Source organism: Zunongwangia sp. L-65, assembly GCF_056859415.1.
The window spans coordinates 60,017-77,069 of the sequence record NZ_JBSXOK010000084.1 but is presented as its reverse complement, the minus strand read 5'-3'; the positions used below and the strand labels follow the sequence as shown (position 1 = coordinate 77,069).

Sequence of the window (17,053 nt, the reverse complement as noted above, 5' to 3'; positions counted from 1 at the left end):
ATTAAATTCCTTGTGCCTGGATTGCGGTTATTATTACGGTATTAAAAACGTCGTCTACGGTACAACCTCTACTAAGATCGTTAACAGGTTTATTAAGTCCTTGTAGCATAGGGCCAATGGCTAAAGCTCCGGTTTCACGTTGTACGGCTTTATAAGTATTATTCCCGGTATTAAGATCTGGGAAAATAAGTACGCTGGCCTGTCCTGCAACTTCAGAACCTGGGAGTTTACTGTTTCCTATCGTAGCATCTACCGCTGCATCGTACTGGATAGGTCCTTCAATTTTAAGATCGGGACGTTTATTTCTTACAATTTCTGTAGCTTCACGAACGCGATCTACATCTTCTCCTTTACCAGAAGTCCCCGATGAGTAGGACAGCATCGCAATTTTTGGTTCTATCCCAAAAGCTTTACTACTTTCTGCGGAAGAAATGGCAATTTCAGCAAGTTCGGCAGCATTAGGGTTTGGATTGATTGCACAGTCCCCAAAGACGGAAACACGATCTTCCAGGCACATAAAAAATACTGAAGATACAACAGAGACGCCAGGTTTTGTCTTGATAAATTGAAGGGCAGGTCTAATAGTATGCTGGGTGGTATGTGCCGCTCCTGAAACCATCCCGTCTGCATCACCTTTATGAATCATCATGGTTCCGTAGTAGGAAACATCAGCCATCATATCCCGAGCCATATCCATATTTACATTCTTATGTTTTCTAAGCTCGTAAAAAGTTTCGGCATAATCTTCATAATTATATGAATGCACAGGATCGATCACAGCAATTTTATTTAGATCTATGTTTAAGCCGAGATCTGCAATTTTATTTTTAATCTTATCAATATTACCAAGAAGCGTAATATCTACAATATCCAAAGCGATTAAACGCATCGTGGCAATAAGGATACGCTCGTCTGTTCCTTCAGGAAGGACAATACGTTTTCTGGATTGTTGTGCACGTTTATACAGGCTATACTGAAACATCTTTGGAGTAAGTGCTTTTGGCTGAAAATTGAATAGTTTTTCAGTCAGGCTATCAAGATTTAGGTATTTTTCAGACACCGCCAAAGATGTCATAATCTTTTGTTTACTGTCTTTATAAATCTGAGATTTAATACTTCCAATCTGATTAGTCACCCCAAAAGTGCCGCCTTGTACAGAAATAATCGGAACAATTTGAGAAAGTCCTTCGATGAGTTTTAAAATACTTTCTTCAGGTATGAGTCCACCGGTAAGTATAATTCCCGAAATTGGAGGATAATTGGCAGAAATATGAGCCTGTAAGGCTCCAAGAATAATATCGGCACGGTCCCCAGGAGTGATTACCAGGCTATTCTCTTTAAGCTTGGTGATATAATTTCTAAGCTGCATAGCACCAACACCAAAACTTCCGGTTTGATTATTTAAATGCGTTTCTCCAAAAAGAACTTTACCATTTAACTCCTCCACGATTTCTTTAATGGTGGGATGAAGTAGTGTGTTGATCATGGGAACGATAGAAACTTCAACCTCATTAGCGAAAAACTTATCAAGATCTACTTTGATCTTTTCAATATTTTCTTCCTGGATTTTATTCGCAACTACACCAATAACTTTTACATCGCGGTTATTGAAAGAACTGTAAGCAAAGTTTAGGGCATCCACAAGCTCCTGTTGAGTTTTACCTTTTCCGCTAGAAATAATTATTGTTGGCAGTCCCAGGTTTTTAGCAATAGTGACGTTAGTGTCGAATTCAAATACATTTCCTTTTACAGAAAAATCGGTGCCCTCAACCAAAACGAAATTAAACTGCTCTTCCAGATACTTATATTTCTGAATGATAACATCGATAATTTCTCCTGCTTTACCAGCATTTCTTTTGTCTACCAATTCCTTACGTGTAACGCCATAAGCTTTTTCATAAGGGATTTCGATATCAAACTGGGAAAGTATGGTTTCAATGTGATTGTCTTTTTGATCCTTAGGAAAATCGTCGATAATGGGTCTAAAATATCCTACTTTGTCGGTTTTTCCTAAAAGTGTTTGCATTAAGCCCAGGGAGATTAAAGACTTTCCACTGTCTTCTTCCATGGTAGCAATGTAGATACCTTTATTCATAGCGTTTATTTTTGCTCACCTTAATGAGATCTTGATGCTAATTCCCTAGTTGTATGGGGATATTTAACAGTTAAAATTAGTTTCAAAATACTTCTGTTTGTTAAAGAAGTAGTACAAATTTACCAGTAATTTGAGGCATGAAACCTAATAAATGTCATATTATAAAGTTAAAATAACTTTAATAGGGAAGAAATAATATTGGGAAAACAGCTATCCATTTTTCTCCAACCATTCTTTAAGCTCGTAGAAGTTTTGGGGAGCAACTCCGTGTCCTACCGGAAATTCAGAATACGTATTTTTTATATTCAAATGGTCAAGGAAGGGTTTGGTTTTTCGCGCCCATTCGATGGGGATTATCTGGTCTACTGTTCCGTGAGAACAATAGAAATTTAAATGTTCAAAATTATTATTTTCAAACCCAGATTTGATGATGTCTTTATTGACATATCCACTTAGCGCAACGATATTTTTTACCTTTTCTGGATAAGAGAGTGCAACGGCATAACTTAAAATGCTTCCCTGGCTAAAGCCTAATAGTGTTACTTTATTTTTGTTTATTGGATAAGCTGCAATCGCTTCATCAATAAATTTTGCAATTAGATCCCGGGATTCAACAGCTTGCTCATCATCGCTAAATTTCCCGTTGGCATCATCAAAATAGATAGCATACCAAGCATTTCCGCTAGGTTGCATGGGATAAGGTGCTTTTACTGAGATTACAAAAAACTCTTCAGGTAATTCGCTGGCAAAGCTAAAAAGATCCTGTTCGTTACTTCCGTAGCCATGAAACATGAAAACTACGGGAGCTTTTTCAGTTTGACCTTTTGGTTGTTTTATAACGTGATCTAGAGATAAATTTGCTGTGTACATTACGTAATTGATTTAAACCATTTTTGAAAATAGACTCCAATGTAAGGGATCATTTTAAATTCCCCCTGTACTGCAGCAATTAGTCCATAAATCCAAATAATTACAGAGACCAGATAAAAAGCCGTAGGAATAAATAAATCACTAAACATGGAAGCTATGGCTCCAAGCAAGTAAAAAATGAGATGAGTTCCAAAAGCCTGGCGAATATGGAAACTAGCCAATTTATGTTTATCATCCATATTCATAAAAATAGCAATTATAAAGCCAAATATGGTTATATAGGCCGTAATCGCAGCAGTTTTGCCGTTATTCGAGCTGTTTTGGGGTTGTGGACTCATGCTTCTAGAATTATTTATTCTGCGATAATTAATTGATTATTATTAAAAATACCAATCGCTTTTCCTTTTAACTGTTGCCCTAAAAAGATACTATTTTGTGAAGTAGAAAGAATATCTGATTTTTCAAAAGTGTATTTTACTTCGGGTAAAAAGAAGCTTAATTTTGCCGTTTCTTTTTCGGCTATTTTTATATTTTCAGATTTAAAGCGGGATCTTCCGCGAGTTAAAATCTCAATAGTTTCTTCCGTAGAAAAAATAGTGTGTAGAGCACCAAAGGCACTTTCTAATCCAATGCTTCCGTAGCTGGCATTATCAAATTCTACTTTTTTGTTCTCTATATCAATAGGATCATGATCACTGGTCACAAAATCGATCGTACCTTCTTTTAATCCTTTAATTAAGGCTTTTGTGTCTTTCTTTGTCCTTAGCGGAGGCAGTACTTTTGCCCGGGTATCAAATTCGCTAAGTAAATCGTCTGTTAAAATCAGGTTATGGATGGCCACACTGCAGGTTACGTCCAGTCCTTTTTTCTTGGCTTCTTTAATAAGTGCAACCGATTTTTCTGTAGAAATAGTTGGAATATGCAGTTTCCCATCCGTATATTCTAAAAGATACAAATCGCGGGCAATTTGTAAATCTTCAGCAAGATTTGGAATTCCTTTTAAGCCTAAAAGAGTACTATTATGGTGTTCGTTGACAATTCCCTTACCTGCAATTTTCTTTTCTAAAGGGAATGATTGTACCAGTCCGTCAAAATTTTGAGCGTATTGCAATGCAATTTTTAGAAGATTAGGATTGCTTACTGGTTTTTTATAATCTGCAAAACTTACCGCACCGGCATTACCCATATCGTAAAGTTCGGCTAAATCTACACTTTCGGTTTTAACCGTTAAAGCGCCGGTAGGTAATAAATTTACTGCATTTCCCTGTGCTTTAGCTTTAATAGAATGAATGGCAGAACTGTTATCGATCGTAGGATTGCTATGTGCATTAAGTACCACATCGGTAAAACCGCTAAATGCCGCTGTTTTTAATCCGTTTTCGATGGTTTCACGCTCTTCGTAACCTGGTTCTCCAAAACTTACGCTCGTATCAAACCAGCCTTGAGAAACGTGTAATCCTTGGATATTAATTTCTTTATCGGCCTTTTCTTTAATAGAATTTCCGATTTTTATAATGATGCCGTCTTTTATAAAAATATCGGCTTGTTTTAAATGATAATCGCTTTGCTGGTCTACGATTGTGGCAGATTTTATAAGTAGCTTCATTTAAAGAATTTTAAGAGGAGCATTTCTATGGTTAAAAAGATCAATGCAAAAATAACAAACCATTTCCAAAGCACATCGATTTGTTGGGCAGCTTTTGCGCTTTCAAAAAAAGTATTTAGACTGGGTTGCTGTTCCACATCTTTAAAGTCATTAATATCCAGATAATTAAGATCGCTTTCGCCTCTGGGATAATTATAACTAACCGGTAAAATTTTATTTTCCTGATAGGTGAGCATAAAATTTCCCGCTTTTGCAGGTAAGTCGGTAGTCGTTATAGTGATCTTACTGGAGGTATTTTGTTGAAGTGGAATAAAACTCTCTGCTGAATTTTGCTGAATTTCAACCACCTGATCACTATTTCCTGCCATGTTTACGTCGAATGTATTTTCCTGACCGACTTCAAAGTATAAGTCGGGCATTTTTAAGGCTGAAATTCCCAAATTATAGAAAACGGGTACGATTAATGGCGAATTTTGAAAGTTTGAATTTTGCTGATTAACGGGTGCCGAAAATAAATAGTTATGATCAGAATTCATCAAAAAAGCTTTGTTATTTTGATAACTCAAAGCCGCTGATATATCTGAACTAAAATTATAAAAACTACGTACTTCGGGATATTGGAAATTACTGATTTCTTTTTCGAAAGTAGCCTCGAATAATGGATGTTGAAAGGCAATTTCAGTAATCAATAATTCTCGATTTTGTTTATTCTGAATAGTCGGTAAACCGAGATTTGATAAAAACGGATTGTAATTTTGGATCTGAAGATTGGAAGCCGGGATGATGCATATGGGCATTCCTTGTTTTGATTTTTCTAAAATCTGATTTTGTAAAGCTGTATTTATCTGCTCTACTTCATTTAGAATAATTAAGTCTGCACCGCTAAAAGCACTAAAATCAACTTCACTTTCTTCAAAATTACTGTAATTGAATTGATCCTGAGTAAAAATTCGTTTAAAGAAATCGCTATCACTTCCTGAAATGCTTACAACAGTTATTTTAGGCGTTTCCGCGTAGCTAAAAAATAATTCATTATCGTAAAAAAGTCCGTTATCTTCAATTGCGATGACGCCATTTTCTACTTCTTCCGCCTGTACACGAAATTCTATTTCCTGCTGTTTACTGTCTTTAAAATTAATACTTTTTTTAGCCAATATTTGCTCACCGTTTCTTAGACTAATAGGAATATCTCGATCTAGCTTTTCATTATTACTAAAAATCACTTTTAACGTAGCCTGATTTAATTTCTTATCGATAACGTAAGCCGAATCAATGCTCATATTAGCGATATTTTGTACTTTATTTTTTATAAAATGATATTCGACATTTTCAAGCTGATGTAAGTCACCCAAATTTTGCTGAAAATCAGACACCAAAACCAATCGCTGTACATCAGCAGGATGTTGTTTAAAAAACTGGCGGGCTTTTAAATTAATCTGGTTGAAGTTCAACGAATTTTGACTATAATCTATCTCCTGGATTTCGGTTTGATTTTCAACAGGTGAAATAATTCCGAAGTCGTTATTATTAGTAAATAGTCCAAAGGTCTGTTTTTCCTCGCTGTTTTCTATAACTTGCTGAATATTATATGGCAACATTGGGCCATGTTCACCACGCAATTGCATGCTGAACGAATTATCCAGATAGAGCAGGGTGGTTGTACTTTGTTGGGAGGTTTTGCCCGAAGGGATAAAGGGTTGTGCAAATGCCAGAATCAAAAAAGCCAGTGCTAAAGTTCTGGCGATTAGAATAAGCCATTTTTTTAGTTGATTGCTTTTACGGTTTTCCTGAACTACTTTTTTAAGAAATTTTACATTCGTAAAAGCCTCTTTCTGAAATTTACGAAGTTTAAATAAGTGAACAATAAAGGGAATAACCAGTAAAATTAGTGCATAAAGGAGCTCTGGATGTTTAAACTGCATACCGGTTTTTAAGATTTATCAAATATAAAGAAATTGTGGTGCAGGAAAACTCGATAATCGAGATTAAATGTTGGACTCCCGTCCCGAGAGTTATCGGGATGCCTCGAAATTAATGATTTCCATCAAATGTATTCTCGCCTCGTCTTACAATGAGTTTGATGTAAAAACGTGCCGTAAATCTCTTTTTTGAAGTAAGTTTAGTTTAAGCGCGTTTGATATCAAATTTAAAGCTGGTACTTTCACCAAGTACCGAGGAGACACTGATGTTACCGTGGAGTGATTCTACCAGTTTTTTGACGGTAGAAAGACCAATTCCATTTCCCTGATTTCCCTGACGATCGGTAATATAAAGCGTTTTAAACAATTTGAAAACATTAGAGAGCTGATCTTCAGGAATACCAATTCCGTTATCGGTTACGGTAAAATAATAATGATTTTCGTCTATAGCGCTTTCAATATCAATAATAATTTTTTCCTTGTTATTGTATTTAATGCTATTATTAATCAGGTTGATAAAAATTTGTTCTAGGGCTGCCCGGTTACATTTCAGAAATATATTTTCCGCAGGGAAATTAATTTCACATCTGTCATTGATATTGAGCAAATCTATGATATCCTCTAAAAGATGATGAAGATCAAACTCTACTTCTTTTGAAGCTACAATGCGATCACTTTCGTAATGGTTTAAAATCCCGTTTATATAATCACTTAATTTTAGAGCAGATTTTTTAAGATTTAGCAGTAATTCCTGGCCTTTTTCATCCACATTATGTTTATAACGCGCTTTTATAAGGTCTGCTGTAATAATCATATTGGCAAGTGGCATTTTCATATCGTGAGAAACCACACCTGCAAAATCTTTTAATAAGGTATTGTGATCATCTAATTCTTGTTTTATTTTTTCTAGATAACGATTTTTACGTCGCAGTTCAAATAGTTTTTCAACCTGTTTTGCGAGATTTTTTAAGGCTTTTTTCTGTGCATCGTTAAGCTTATTCTTTTTAGTATCTAAAACGCATAAGGTGCCCAGAGCAAAACCATCGTTGTCTAATAATGGCATCCCCGCATAAAAAAGTATGGGAGACTCTGGATGGGTAGTAAAGGGGTTATCGTAAAACCTTAAATCTTTACGCATATCTTCTACCTCCATTAAAATACCAGGCTCTAAAATCGCATGGCCACAATGCGAGTATTTTCTTTCAACCTCTGTAATGGGCGGGCCACCGTGATTCGATTTTAACCAGTTTTTTTCATCTTCTACAATGGTAATTACAGATATTGGTGTTTTACAAATATAGGAGGCCAGCTGGGTAATATTATCAAACTCCTCTTCAGGAATATCTTTTATGAGTTCAATGGAGCTTAAAGCATTTAAGCGTTCTTTTTCATTGATAGGTTGAGCAGGCTGAATCATATAGATTTATCAATTTTTGATAGGCAGAACTAAAACAATTTTTAATTGTTAAAGTAAATTAACAAATATTTTAGAAAATAGTTTAATGTTTAGATCAATATTTTTCGAATGCACCTAAACCAAATAAGGCAAAATCATATTTCACAGGATCCTGATGATCCAGTTTGCGCAATACCACATCTAACTCGGCCAAAGCTTTAGCGTCGTTTTGCTTACGCTTTAATAACTTTAATTTCCTGGCAATGTTACCTGAATGGACATCGAGTGGGCAGGAGAGTTTTGATGGGGAAATAGATTTCCAAATGCCAAAATCGACGCCGCAGTGATCTCTTCTTACCATCCAGCGTAAGTACATATTTATACGCTTTGCTGCAGAATTTTTTAGGGGATCGCTTACATGTTTTTGGGTACGTCTTTCATGTGGGAGTTCAAAAAAGATTTTCTTGAATTCATGAATTGCCGGTTGGAGGGAGTTCGCCGAAGCATGTTTGCTAAAAACAGCTTCCAGGCCATCGTGATTATTATAAATATGCTGAAGTGCCAGCATAAAATAACAAAGATCAATGCTGTTAAAGGTTCTATGTACAAAACCTTCCATAGATTCGAGGTCTTTCTCGCCAAAATTAAGGATAAAATCATGGGGAGCATGTTCCATACGCTCCATAAGATTATTGGCATTTTTCAGGATACTTTTACGATTGCCCCAGGCAATAGTTGCAGCCAAAAAACCTGCAATTTCAATATCTTCTTTTTTACTGAATTGATGCGGAATCTGGATGGGATCAGTGCCTATAAATTGCGGATTGTTGTATTGATTGACCTTAAAATCCAGAAATTCTTTTAATTCGCTTTTCTTCAAAAACCTAATCTTTATATACTATTGCTTCAGTCGAAAATTAATTGAGAAATTACACAATTTCACCGTCTACCATAGTAAGCTTTCTATCAGCCATATCGGCTAATTCTTCATTATGCGTAACAATAACGAAAGTTTGACCAAACTCGTCCCTTAACTTAAAAAATAACTGATGTAGATTTTCGGCAGATTCACTGTCTAAATTTCCTGAAGGCTCGTCAGCAAAGATAACGGCAGGATTATTCATAAGTGCTCTGGCTACGGCAATACGTTGTTGCTCACCGCCACTTAAAGCCGATGGTTTATGATGTGCTCTTTTTTTTAGACCTAAAAACCCTAACAATTCCATCGCTCTTTTTTCGGCTTCAACTTTTGGAGTGTTTTTAATATAAGCAGGGATACAAATATTTTCTATAGCAGTAAATTCTGGCAATAACTGGTGGAATTGAAAAATAAAACCTATGTGATCATTTCTAAACTTTGCCAAGTTCTTGGGGCTTAGACCATAAATATCAGTTTCGTTGATAAACAGTTTTGAATTTTTATTTTTTTCAGGGAGGTCTAAAGTACCTAAAATTTGAAGTAACGTGGTTTTTCCGGCACCCGAAGCTCCTACGATCGAGACAATTTCGCCTTTTTGAATATGAAGATCTACACCTTTTAAGACATGTAAATCACCATAGTATTTATGAATATTTTCAATTGTTATCATGTGCTCTGTAAAGTGCTCGAAAATTAGCCAAATTAATAACACCCCCCAAGTTTAAAATAGGATTAATTATGCACAGGACCTATTTTGATAACAAATATTTATACCTGTATATGCTAAAATAAGTCAAATAGCCTATGTGATCTTTGTAGTAAATCTTACATTTGAACAAATCATTAGTTTATGAAGAAGGAAGAAACAGCAACCCTGGCAGCGGGTTGTTTTTGGTGTACCGAAGCTGTTTTTCAGCGATTGGAAGGGGTAAGTAACGTGATTTCTGGATTTACCGGAGGTGAGATTAAAAATCCGCCATATCGAGAGGTAGTGACCGGTAGAACAGGGCATGCAGAAGGCATTCAGTTTAATTACGATCCTAAAGTTATTAGCTTTCAGGAACTGTTATTAATTTTCTTTTCTACCCACGATCCTACCACTCTAAACCGCCAACAAAACGATGTAGGGACACAATATCGTAGTGCTATTTTTTACCATTCTGATGCGCAGAAGCAAATTGCAGAACAGGTTATTAAAGAACTGGAAGCACAGGAAGTTTTTAAAGATCCTATTGTTACTGAAGTTACCGAAGCCTCTGCTTTTTATAAAGCTGAAGAAGAGCATCATAATTTTTACAATCAACATTCCAGTCAGCCCTACTGCCAATATATTATCGATCCAAAAATCCATAAATTGCGATCACTTTTTGCCGATAAATTAAAGAAATAAAATTCCGATATGGCTTATCAAAGTTTCGAAGAATACTCTATAGAAGTTACCGATTCCTTAAAAGATAATTATAAAAAAATAATTACAGAACTGGGCGAAAATCCAGATAGGGAAGGTGTTTTAAAAACACCCGAAAGAGCAGCAAAAGCCATGCAGTTCCTTACACAGGGATATGAATTGGATGCTGAAAAGATTTTGAAGAAAGCCATGTTTAAGGAAGACTATGATGAAATGGTGGTCGTAAAGAATATTGAATTATATTCACTTTGCGAGCATCATATGCTACCGTTTTTTGGCAAAGCCCATATTGCTTATATCCCTAATGGACATATTGTAGGTTTAAGTAAATTGCCAAGAGTAGTTGATGTTTTTGCGAGAAGGTTACAGGTGCAGGAGCGATTAACGCACGATATCTTAGAATGTTTAAATAAAACGCTTCAGCCGCAGGGCGTTGCTGTAGTAATTGAAGCACAACACATGTGTATGATGATGCGCGGTGTACAAAAGCAAAACAGCACCACAACCACATCAGGTTTTAGAGGTCAGTTTGAAAAGATAGAAACCAGAAACGAATTTTTAAAACTCATCAGCTCAGACCTTTCCTAAAAACTGGCATCTTATTTGCTTTTATAAATGGAATAAACACTAAAAAAGATGCTAAAAGATAAATTATTTTTGAAGGGATTAATGCTGGATGCTATTGGTATGTTAACTATCGGTATTCCTGTTATTGGTCCTTTTTTTTAGATATTTTATGGGCGCCGTTTGCAGTTCGTAAAATGAGAGAAATGTACCCAGGTAAAAATGGTAAACTGGCTTCAATTATAGTATTTATTGAGGAAATTTTACCTTTTACAGATATTATACCAACATTTACATTAATGTATGTATATACCTTCGTTTTTAAAAAGGAACCTAGAAAACAGGTTAGAACCATAGAAGTTGAAAGCTGGTAAATAGAAAATTAATCTAATGAAGAAAAAGCCTGTTTGATGTGTTCAGACAGGCTTTTTTGTTTTTATTTTTTACGAAATGGGGTAATAGAACCGTTATTCCAACATACCGAAATAAACCATGGATGTATATTACTGCGTAATGCTTATTGAAAATTATTTAGATTGAATTTAAATAAATAGAGATTGGTAATAAACTTCATTTTGTGATTACCTATAAGATAAACAACAATTTTGAGTGAAGATTTTTATATAAAGTTTATCCTGCCGTATAAAGGGATGATTATTAAACTTTGTAGGGCATATACCGATAACGAATTTGATTTTGAGGATTACTTTCAGGAGGTCTGCCTCCAAATCTGGAAGAGTAAGGACAATTTTCGAGAACAATCAAAATGGTCTACCTGGATATATAGAATAACACTGAATGTTTGCATGACAATGCTGAAAAAGCAAAAGAAGCATGGAGCAATCAACGGGTTTGTTCATAATGATTTAATTACTGAATCTGAAGCTTTTACGGATGAGGAACTGCAAATGCTTTATATGGCGATCCGAAAATTGCCGGAAGTAGATAAAGGGATCATCGTTTTATATTTAGAAGACAAGTCTTATAAAGAGATAGCCGAAGTAAGTGGATTAAATATAACTACTATCGGCGCAAGAATTAATCGCATTAAAACAAAACTTAAAGCAATAATTTATGGAAAATAGTATCGAGAATATCTGGAAAAATGGAGATCACGGAAATGTTAAGCATATCGATTTTTATAATAGGGAATCTAAACTCTGGTTTCAGAAAATTATAAAATATTTAAAAAAAGATAATTTCAGTTTAATCCCAATAGGCGTAATGATGGTCGGGTTATTGATTTTGTATAAAGAATACATAGGTGCCCTTTTAGCTTTTGGATTTATCTTTTTTCTATATCTGTTAAACCGAAATACGATCGCGAAACTAAAAAATATAAATCCATCAGAAGATGTAGGGCATTATATGAAAACCAATCAACTTTTTATTAAAGATCAGAAGCGGTTCTATACTATTTTCACAGGCCTGGTTATTCCATTATTTATAGTGGTCGAATTGTGGGTTATTTTTCACGATGCTGAAATTTATTTAAATACGATAACTGAGATTTCCGTTATTAAAAAAGTGATTTTAGCCGGCCTAATTTATACAAGTATAGCCGGAATAAGTTTATTCTCTTATTTAGCTTCCACCAAAGTTGTTTATGGACAGCTTTTAAAGAAACTGGATCAAATTGTAAAGGATTTAGAAAGCGAAGAAAAATAGAATTATAAATTGTGCCGGAAAGCTTTAGCATTTGATCTTGTAGGTGTTTATATTCTCATATCTTTGAAAGTTAAAAGCAAAAGAAAGTTCTACATGCGCATTCAAAACGCCTACCATAATAATCTCAAAAATATATCTTTAAACTTTCCTGAAAATCAATTGATTGTGGTTACCGGTCTTTCCGGTTCAGGAAAATCTTCATTAGCAATGGGGGTGATTGGTAATGAAGGCTATCGGTATTTTTTAGAGAGCCTGCCGGCCTATAATCAACAAAATGCTACGGCCATTCCGACGGCTTTAGTAGATGATATTACCGCGTTGCCACCGGTAATCAAAGTAGAACAATCAAAGCGTTTTCAATCAATCAACGCTACTTTTGGTACGTTATCTGAGCTAACACCCATTTTCCGAATTTTATTCGCTCGCTATTCTACGACTGGAAGTATGAGTAAGTCGCTATTTTCATTCAATCATCCAAAAGGAGCCTGCGAAATCTGTAGAGGAATAGGGGAAGCAGAATATATTGATATAGCAAAATTAGTAGGAGACGAAAATAAAACGTTGCGTGAGGGTGCTATTGTAACCACTTTACCAAATGGCTATATCGTATATTCTCAGGTTACGGTAGAGGAGTTAAATAAAGTTTGTGAAGCGCATGGATTTACCGTAGATATTCCCTGGAAAGATTTAACGCAGGAGCAGAAAAATGTGATTTGGAACGGTAGTGATCGCCTTCAGGTGTATTACGGAAAACATAGTTTAGAATCACGACTGCGTTGGGAAGGTTTTAAAGCCAAGCCTCGGGAAATCGGGTATTACAAAGGTATTTTACCTATCATGAGCGATATTCTTAGGTTGGATAGGAATCCCAGTATTCTACGATTTGCCAGTTCTAAAACCTGTCCCAGCTGTCATGGTGCACGAATCAAGGCAGCGCATTTAAAGTATCGCTGGAAAGGGTTGAATTTTAAGGAATGGATGGAATTGCCATTAGATGAACTGTATCAGAAGTTGCAGTCTAAAGGATATGAGGCTGGTGAACAGGTGCTTGTGGATAAACTGTGTACGCAATTGGATGATTTGATTCGTTTAGGAATGGACCATTATCGATTGAGCACTTCCAGTATGGATATTTCAAGTGGAGATGGGCAGCGTATCAAACTTATCAAACAGGTGAATAGTAGTCTGCAGGGCATTTTATATGTTTTTGATGAACCTTCTATTGGTTTGTCCCCGGCCTATCAGCAGCATCTATATCAAATTTTGAGACGTTTGATAAGCCGTGGTAATACAGTAATGGTTGTAGAACATGATTTAAATTTGATTCGGAAAGCAGATTGGATTGTTGAATTGGGGCCTAAAGCCGGAATTAATGGAGGTGAAATCATCTTTAATGGGAAACGAACCGAATTCCTGCAGACGGAAGCTATAGACAGTCCCACATTATCGGCTTTACATTCTCCTGAGCCGGAAATTAATAAAAAACAAAAGCAGGTTTCAGAAACCGATTTTCAACCAGCTAAAAATAAATTAGCGGTAGTTAGTAGAAAAACAGCCACGGTTTTAGATGCGATTAAAACTTATAGCGAACAGCAAGATTTACAAATGCTTACGGTGTCAGATCAACCTATAGGAAAAACACCTCGTAGCAATCCCGCAACTTATACCGGAATTGCCGATAAAATCAGGGATCTATTTGCGAAGACCGATGCAGCCAAAGCACTTCAGTTAAAGAAAAGTGCCTTTTCTTTTAACAACAAAGTCGGTCGTTGTCCCCGTTGTGAAGGTGCAGGTGTAATCAGCCTTTCCATGAGTGTGATGGGAACGATCAATCAAACCTGCCCTGCATGTAATGGGAAACGCTTTAAGCCAGAAGTATTACAGGTACATTGGAATAAGAAGAATATTTCAGAAATTTATAACCTTAGTATTTCCGAAGCTTACGAGTTCTTTAAGGCAGAAAAGAAACTATGTGGCGTACTGGCTTTATTACAGCGTTTGGGAATAGGGTATTTAAAATTAGGGCAACCTTCAAATACGTTAAGTGGAGGAGAAGCACAACGCATAAAATTGACCAAACACTTTGCAAAACCCACCAGACAAACTATTTTGTTACTTGAGGAACCCAGCATTGGCTTACATCAGCAAAATGTAGCACAATTACTAAAAGCTTTGCAGCAATTAAAAGAACAAACCTCTGGAATTGTATGTTTTGAAAATCATGCATTGTTTCAAGCGCAATGTGATGTTTGGATAAATAATTCGGAGGCCATAAACACTTCTGATGAAGTAATTGCTAAGCCATCTGCTACCAATTTTATTGAGATAAAAGGAGCGCGCACCCATGCGTTAAAAGATCTGGATGTTAGTTTTCCAAAACAAAAATTATCTGTGGTTACAGGGATTTCCGGATCCGGGAAATCTTCTTTGGTCATCGATACGCTTCACGGTTATGGATTGCAGGAAATGAGTAAACAATTCTCCAGCTATCAACAAAACAGGGTTGGGATTGATTATCAGTTTGAAGTAGATCATATCACCGGCTTAACCCCTAGCATTTGTATTACGCGTAAAAATCACCAATTTTCACAACGTTCTGATGTAGCTAAGCAGACCGATATCGATAAAAGTTTACGTTTTTCTTTTTCGCGTAAAGCGCAGTATGAAGGTAAGGAATGGTCGGCAAGTCATTTTTCAAATGCTCATGAACTTGGAAAGTGCAGCGTTTGTGATGGGGTAGGAGAAGAAATGTTGCCAGATATATTTAAAATCGTGTTAGATGAAGAACGGAGTATTGCAGACGGACTTTTTGAGCACAACAAGGCCTTGAGTTACTACGGACAGGCAGGCGGGCAGTATATGGCCATTGTTAGTGAAATAGGGAAGGCTTATGGTTTTAATTTAAATACTCCTTTTAAACAATGGAATAAGGAACAGAAAGATCTGTTATTTTATGGTATACCTGATAAAACCTGGGAAGCCACCTGGGCGTTTAAAACCAAATCCCGGGAAGGAAAACAGCAAATTAAAATGGTTTGGAAAGGTTTGTTTACCTATTTGATGGATGAATATTTTCTGGTAAGAAAAAACAAACACAATCAACATATGCTTGCGCTACTGAGCCCTGAAACTTGCAGTCATTGCAAAGGGAGCGGATTGCAGCCTGAACGCTTGGAGATCAAAATAGCCCAGCATTCCATGCTAGATTTAAAATCCAAAAGTTTATATGAATTTGAAAACTGGTTACGTAATGCAAAACCAACCGATGAGATTGATACCGAATTAATTTCAAAACTACATACACATTTAAAGGCTACTTTGAAACGAGCAAAACAGTTACACATTGATCACTTGCATTTAAATCGAAAATCAGACACTCTGAGTGGCGGAGAGCAGCAAAGGGTATCACTTATTAAACAACTGAATAGTCCTTTACAGGGAGTTACGTATTTACTGGATGAGCCTTCGGCTGGATTGTCACAAAATAATATTGCCGATTTGATTAGCTTGTTGAAAGCGCTAGTGACCAAAGGCAATACGGTGATTGTCATCGAGCATCATAAAGACATTATGCTGGCGGCAGATCATTTAGTACAAATAGGTCCTAAAGCTGGAAGTTTGGGAGGAGCTATTACTTTTCAGGGAAGTGCAGCTGATTATCTTCGTTCTGATATATGCCATCCGTATGTAAAAGCAAAAAGTAAAAAGCTGCAATTAAAGAAGGGAAAAGAAGCCATTAAAATTGAAGGAATAGCAAGACATGGGCTACAGAAGGAACAGCTGGAAATTCCGGTAGGAGGTATTTCAGCTATTACTGGAAAATCAGGCATAGGAAAAACTACATTGGTGAAAGAAATAGTGATACCAAGTTTACAACAACAGCAAGCTTTTTATTGTAGAAACATTCATTTTCCAAAAGAATATGCAGGAGCCGATTATTTTGAACCTACAAAACTACGGGCGTACAATAGTACCTTATTGGTTGATTATTTAGCTATTTTAAAAGTGATTACCAGGGTTTTTGCTAAAGAAACCGGGGGGAAGGCCAAAGACTTTTCTTATAAGAATAAAACAAGTCAGTGTCCTAATTGTCTGGGGACAGGTGTAGTAACGACTAGTCTCGATGTTGCCGCCAAGCATGTTGAAACCTGTGATGTTTGCGAAGGCAAACGTTACCGTGATGAAATTTTACAATATAAGATAGCCGGAAAGCATGTAGCTGCTATTCTATCGATGAAGCTCTCGGAATTGCAGGATTGGTTTGCTGACTTTGCAGGTACGGCAAAGGCTATTCAGCAATTGACTGCTCTTAGTAAAATTGGTCTTTCTCATGTAAGACTTGATCAAACCGTAAAATCGCTTTCCTCGGGTGAAAAACAGCGTTTGTTGTTAAATAACTGGTTAGAGACCAAAACGAAGAATCAATTGTTGATACTGGACGAACCCAGCATAGGCTTACATTATGCAGATATTGATTTGTTATACCACTCATTAAAGCAATTGAGTGAGCATAATGATCTTTTAGTAATCGATCATAATTCTTATTTATTAGAGAAAATAGGCGTTGGTGTGGTGTTGAGGTAAGATAAGAGCAAATGATTAGGTCAA

14 protein-coding genes are annotated in these 17,053 nt (G+C 36.1%); 6 read left to right on the top strand and 8 right to left on the bottom strand.

Features of this window, described 5'->3' with window-relative positions:
- Nucleotide 1: 1 nt before the first annotated feature.
- From pta to AC13DP_RS21645, 8 genes are all read right to left on the bottom strand, one after another.
- Nucleotides 2-2,095 carry a phosphate acetyltransferase gene (gene pta / locus AC13DP_RS21680; protein WP_483068466.1) on the bottom strand — a complete coding sequence of 698 codons (2,094 nt, stop codon included), beginning with the start codon at nucleotides 2,093-2,095 and terminating at the stop codon, nucleotides 2-4.
- 210 nt (nucleotides 2,096-2,305) lie between these two features.
- A complete protein-coding gene (locus AC13DP_RS21675; protein ID WP_483068465.1) occupies nucleotides 2,306-2,965 on the bottom strand; it encodes an alpha/beta hydrolase in 660 nt (219 codons plus the stop codon).
- Nucleotides 2,965-3,303: a membrane protein gene (locus AC13DP_RS21670; RefSeq protein WP_013071960.1), complete on the bottom strand. Its 339-nt coding sequence runs from the start codon at nucleotides 3,301-3,303 to the stop codon at nucleotides 2,965-2,967. The genes AC13DP_RS21675 and AC13DP_RS21670 overlap by 1 nt, the downstream gene beginning before the upstream one ends.
- Before the next feature lie 14 nt (nucleotides 3,304-3,317).
- Nucleotides 3,318-4,571, bottom strand: a complete 1,254-nt coding sequence (locus tag AC13DP_RS21665; protein ID WP_483068464.1) for a dihydroorotase — start codon at nucleotides 4,569-4,571, stop codon at nucleotides 3,318-3,320.
- Nucleotides 4,568-6,493, bottom strand: coding sequence for a BatA domain-containing protein (locus AC13DP_RS21660; protein WP_483068463.1), 1,926 nt, complete (start codon nucleotides 6,491-6,493; stop codon nucleotides 4,568-4,570). Before AC13DP_RS21660 ends, AC13DP_RS21665 begins: the two co-directional genes overlap by 4 nt.
- A 202-nt stretch (nucleotides 6,494-6,695) precedes the next feature.
- Nucleotides 6,696-7,907 (bottom strand): GAF domain-containing sensor histidine kinase, encoded by a 1,212-nt coding sequence (locus AC13DP_RS21655; protein WP_483068462.1) that lies wholly within the window; start codon nucleotides 7,905-7,907, stop codon nucleotides 6,696-6,698.
- Between the two features lie 94 nt (nucleotides 7,908-8,001).
- The gene (locus tag AC13DP_RS21650) at nucleotides 8,002-8,766 is read right to left on the bottom strand and encodes a TIGR02757 family protein (protein ID WP_013071964.1); all 765 of its coding nucleotides are present in this window, start codon (nucleotides 8,764-8,766) and stop codon (nucleotides 8,002-8,004) included.
- A 49-nt stretch (nucleotides 8,767-8,815) separates the two neighbouring features.
- On the bottom strand, nucleotides 8,816-9,475 hold the full coding sequence (locus tag AC13DP_RS21645) for an ABC transporter ATP-binding protein (RefSeq protein ID WP_483068461.1): 660 nt from the start codon (nucleotides 9,473-9,475) through the stop codon (nucleotides 8,816-8,818).
- Between the two features lie 180 nt (nucleotides 9,476-9,655).
- On the opposite strand from AC13DP_RS21645, the gene msrA reads away from it, so the two are divergent.
- The 6 genes from msrA to AC13DP_RS21615 all read left to right on the top strand — a co-directional run bounded on the left by msrA (nucleotide 9,656) and on the right by AC13DP_RS21615 (nucleotide 17,029).
- Nucleotides 9,656-10,195 carry a peptide-methionine (S)-S-oxide reductase MsrA gene (msrA, locus tag AC13DP_RS21640; protein ID WP_013071966.1) on the top strand — a complete coding sequence of 180 codons (540 nt, stop codon included), beginning with the start codon at nucleotides 9,656-9,658 and terminating at the stop codon, nucleotides 10,193-10,195.
- Between the two features lie 9 nt (nucleotides 10,196-10,204).
- A complete protein-coding gene (gene folE / locus AC13DP_RS21635) occupies nucleotides 10,205-10,801 on the top strand; it encodes a GTP cyclohydrolase I FolE (RefSeq protein ID WP_013071967.1) in 597 nt (198 codons plus the stop codon).
- Between the two features lie 173 nt (nucleotides 10,802-10,974).
- Nucleotides 10,975-11,151, top strand: coding sequence for a hypothetical protein (locus AC13DP_RS21630; protein ID WP_483068460.1), 177 nt, complete (start codon nucleotides 10,975-10,977; stop codon nucleotides 11,149-11,151).
- A gap of 231 nt (nucleotides 11,152-11,382) precedes the next feature.
- Nucleotides 11,383-11,862 (top strand): RNA polymerase sigma factor, encoded by a 480-nt coding sequence (locus AC13DP_RS21625; RefSeq protein WP_483068459.1) that lies wholly within the window; start codon nucleotides 11,383-11,385, stop codon nucleotides 11,860-11,862.
- On the top strand, nucleotides 11,852-12,445 hold the full coding sequence (locus AC13DP_RS21620) for a hypothetical protein (protein ID WP_483068458.1): 594 nt from the start codon (nucleotides 11,852-11,854) through the stop codon (nucleotides 12,443-12,445). The genes AC13DP_RS21625 and AC13DP_RS21620 overlap by 11 nt, the downstream gene beginning before the upstream one ends.
- 93 nt (nucleotides 12,446-12,538) lie before the next feature.
- Nucleotides 12,539-17,029 carry an ATP-binding cassette domain-containing protein gene (locus tag AC13DP_RS21615; protein ID WP_483068457.1) on the top strand — a complete coding sequence of 1,497 codons (4,491 nt, stop codon included), beginning with the start codon at nucleotides 12,539-12,541 and terminating at the stop codon, nucleotides 17,027-17,029.
- The last annotated feature ends 24 nt before the right edge of the window (nucleotides 17,030-17,053 follow it).

Excerpts from the sequence above, each read along its gene's own strand:
- AC13DP_RS21645 (WP_483068461.1), bottom strand. The coding sequence starts at position 9,475 with ATGATAACAATTGAAAATATTCATAAATACTATGGTGATTTACATGTC.
- pta (WP_483068466.1), bottom strand. The coding sequence starts at position 2,095 with ATGAATAAAGGTATCTACATTGCTACCATGGAAGAAGACAGTGGAAAG.
- AC13DP_RS21660 (WP_483068463.1), bottom strand. The coding sequence starts at position 6,493 with ATGCAGTTTAAACATCCAGAGCTCCTTTATGCACTAATTTTACTGGTT.
- AC13DP_RS21675 (WP_483068465.1), bottom strand. The coding sequence starts at position 2,965 with ATGTACACAGCAAATTTATCTCTAGATCACGTTATAAAACAACCAAAA.
- AC13DP_RS21615 (WP_483068457.1), top strand. The coding sequence starts at position 12,539 with ATGCGCATTCAAAACGCCTACCATAATAATCTCAAAAATATATCTTTA.
- AC13DP_RS21670 (WP_013071960.1), bottom strand. The coding sequence starts at position 3,303 with ATGAGTCCACAACCCCAAAACAGCTCGAATAACGGCAAAACTGCTGCG.
- folE (WP_013071967.1), top strand. The coding sequence starts at position 10,205 with ATGGCTTATCAAAGTTTCGAAGAATACTCTATAGAAGTTACCGATTCC.
- AC13DP_RS21630 (WP_483068460.1), top strand. The coding sequence starts at position 10,975 with ATGAGAGAAATGTACCCAGGTAAAAATGGTAAACTGGCTTCAATTATA.
- AC13DP_RS21655 (WP_483068462.1), bottom strand. The coding sequence starts at position 7,907 with ATGATTCAGCCTGCTCAACCTATCAATGAAAAAGAACGCTTAAATGCT.
- AC13DP_RS21620 (WP_483068458.1), top strand. The coding sequence starts at position 11,852 with ATGGAAAATAGTATCGAGAATATCTGGAAAAATGGAGATCACGGAAAT.
- msrA (WP_013071966.1), top strand. The coding sequence starts at position 9,656 with ATGAAGAAGGAAGAAACAGCAACCCTGGCAGCGGGTTGTTTTTGGTGT.
- AC13DP_RS21665 (WP_483068464.1), bottom strand. The coding sequence starts at position 4,571 with ATGAAGCTACTTATAAAATCTGCCACAATCGTAGACCAGCAAAGCGAT.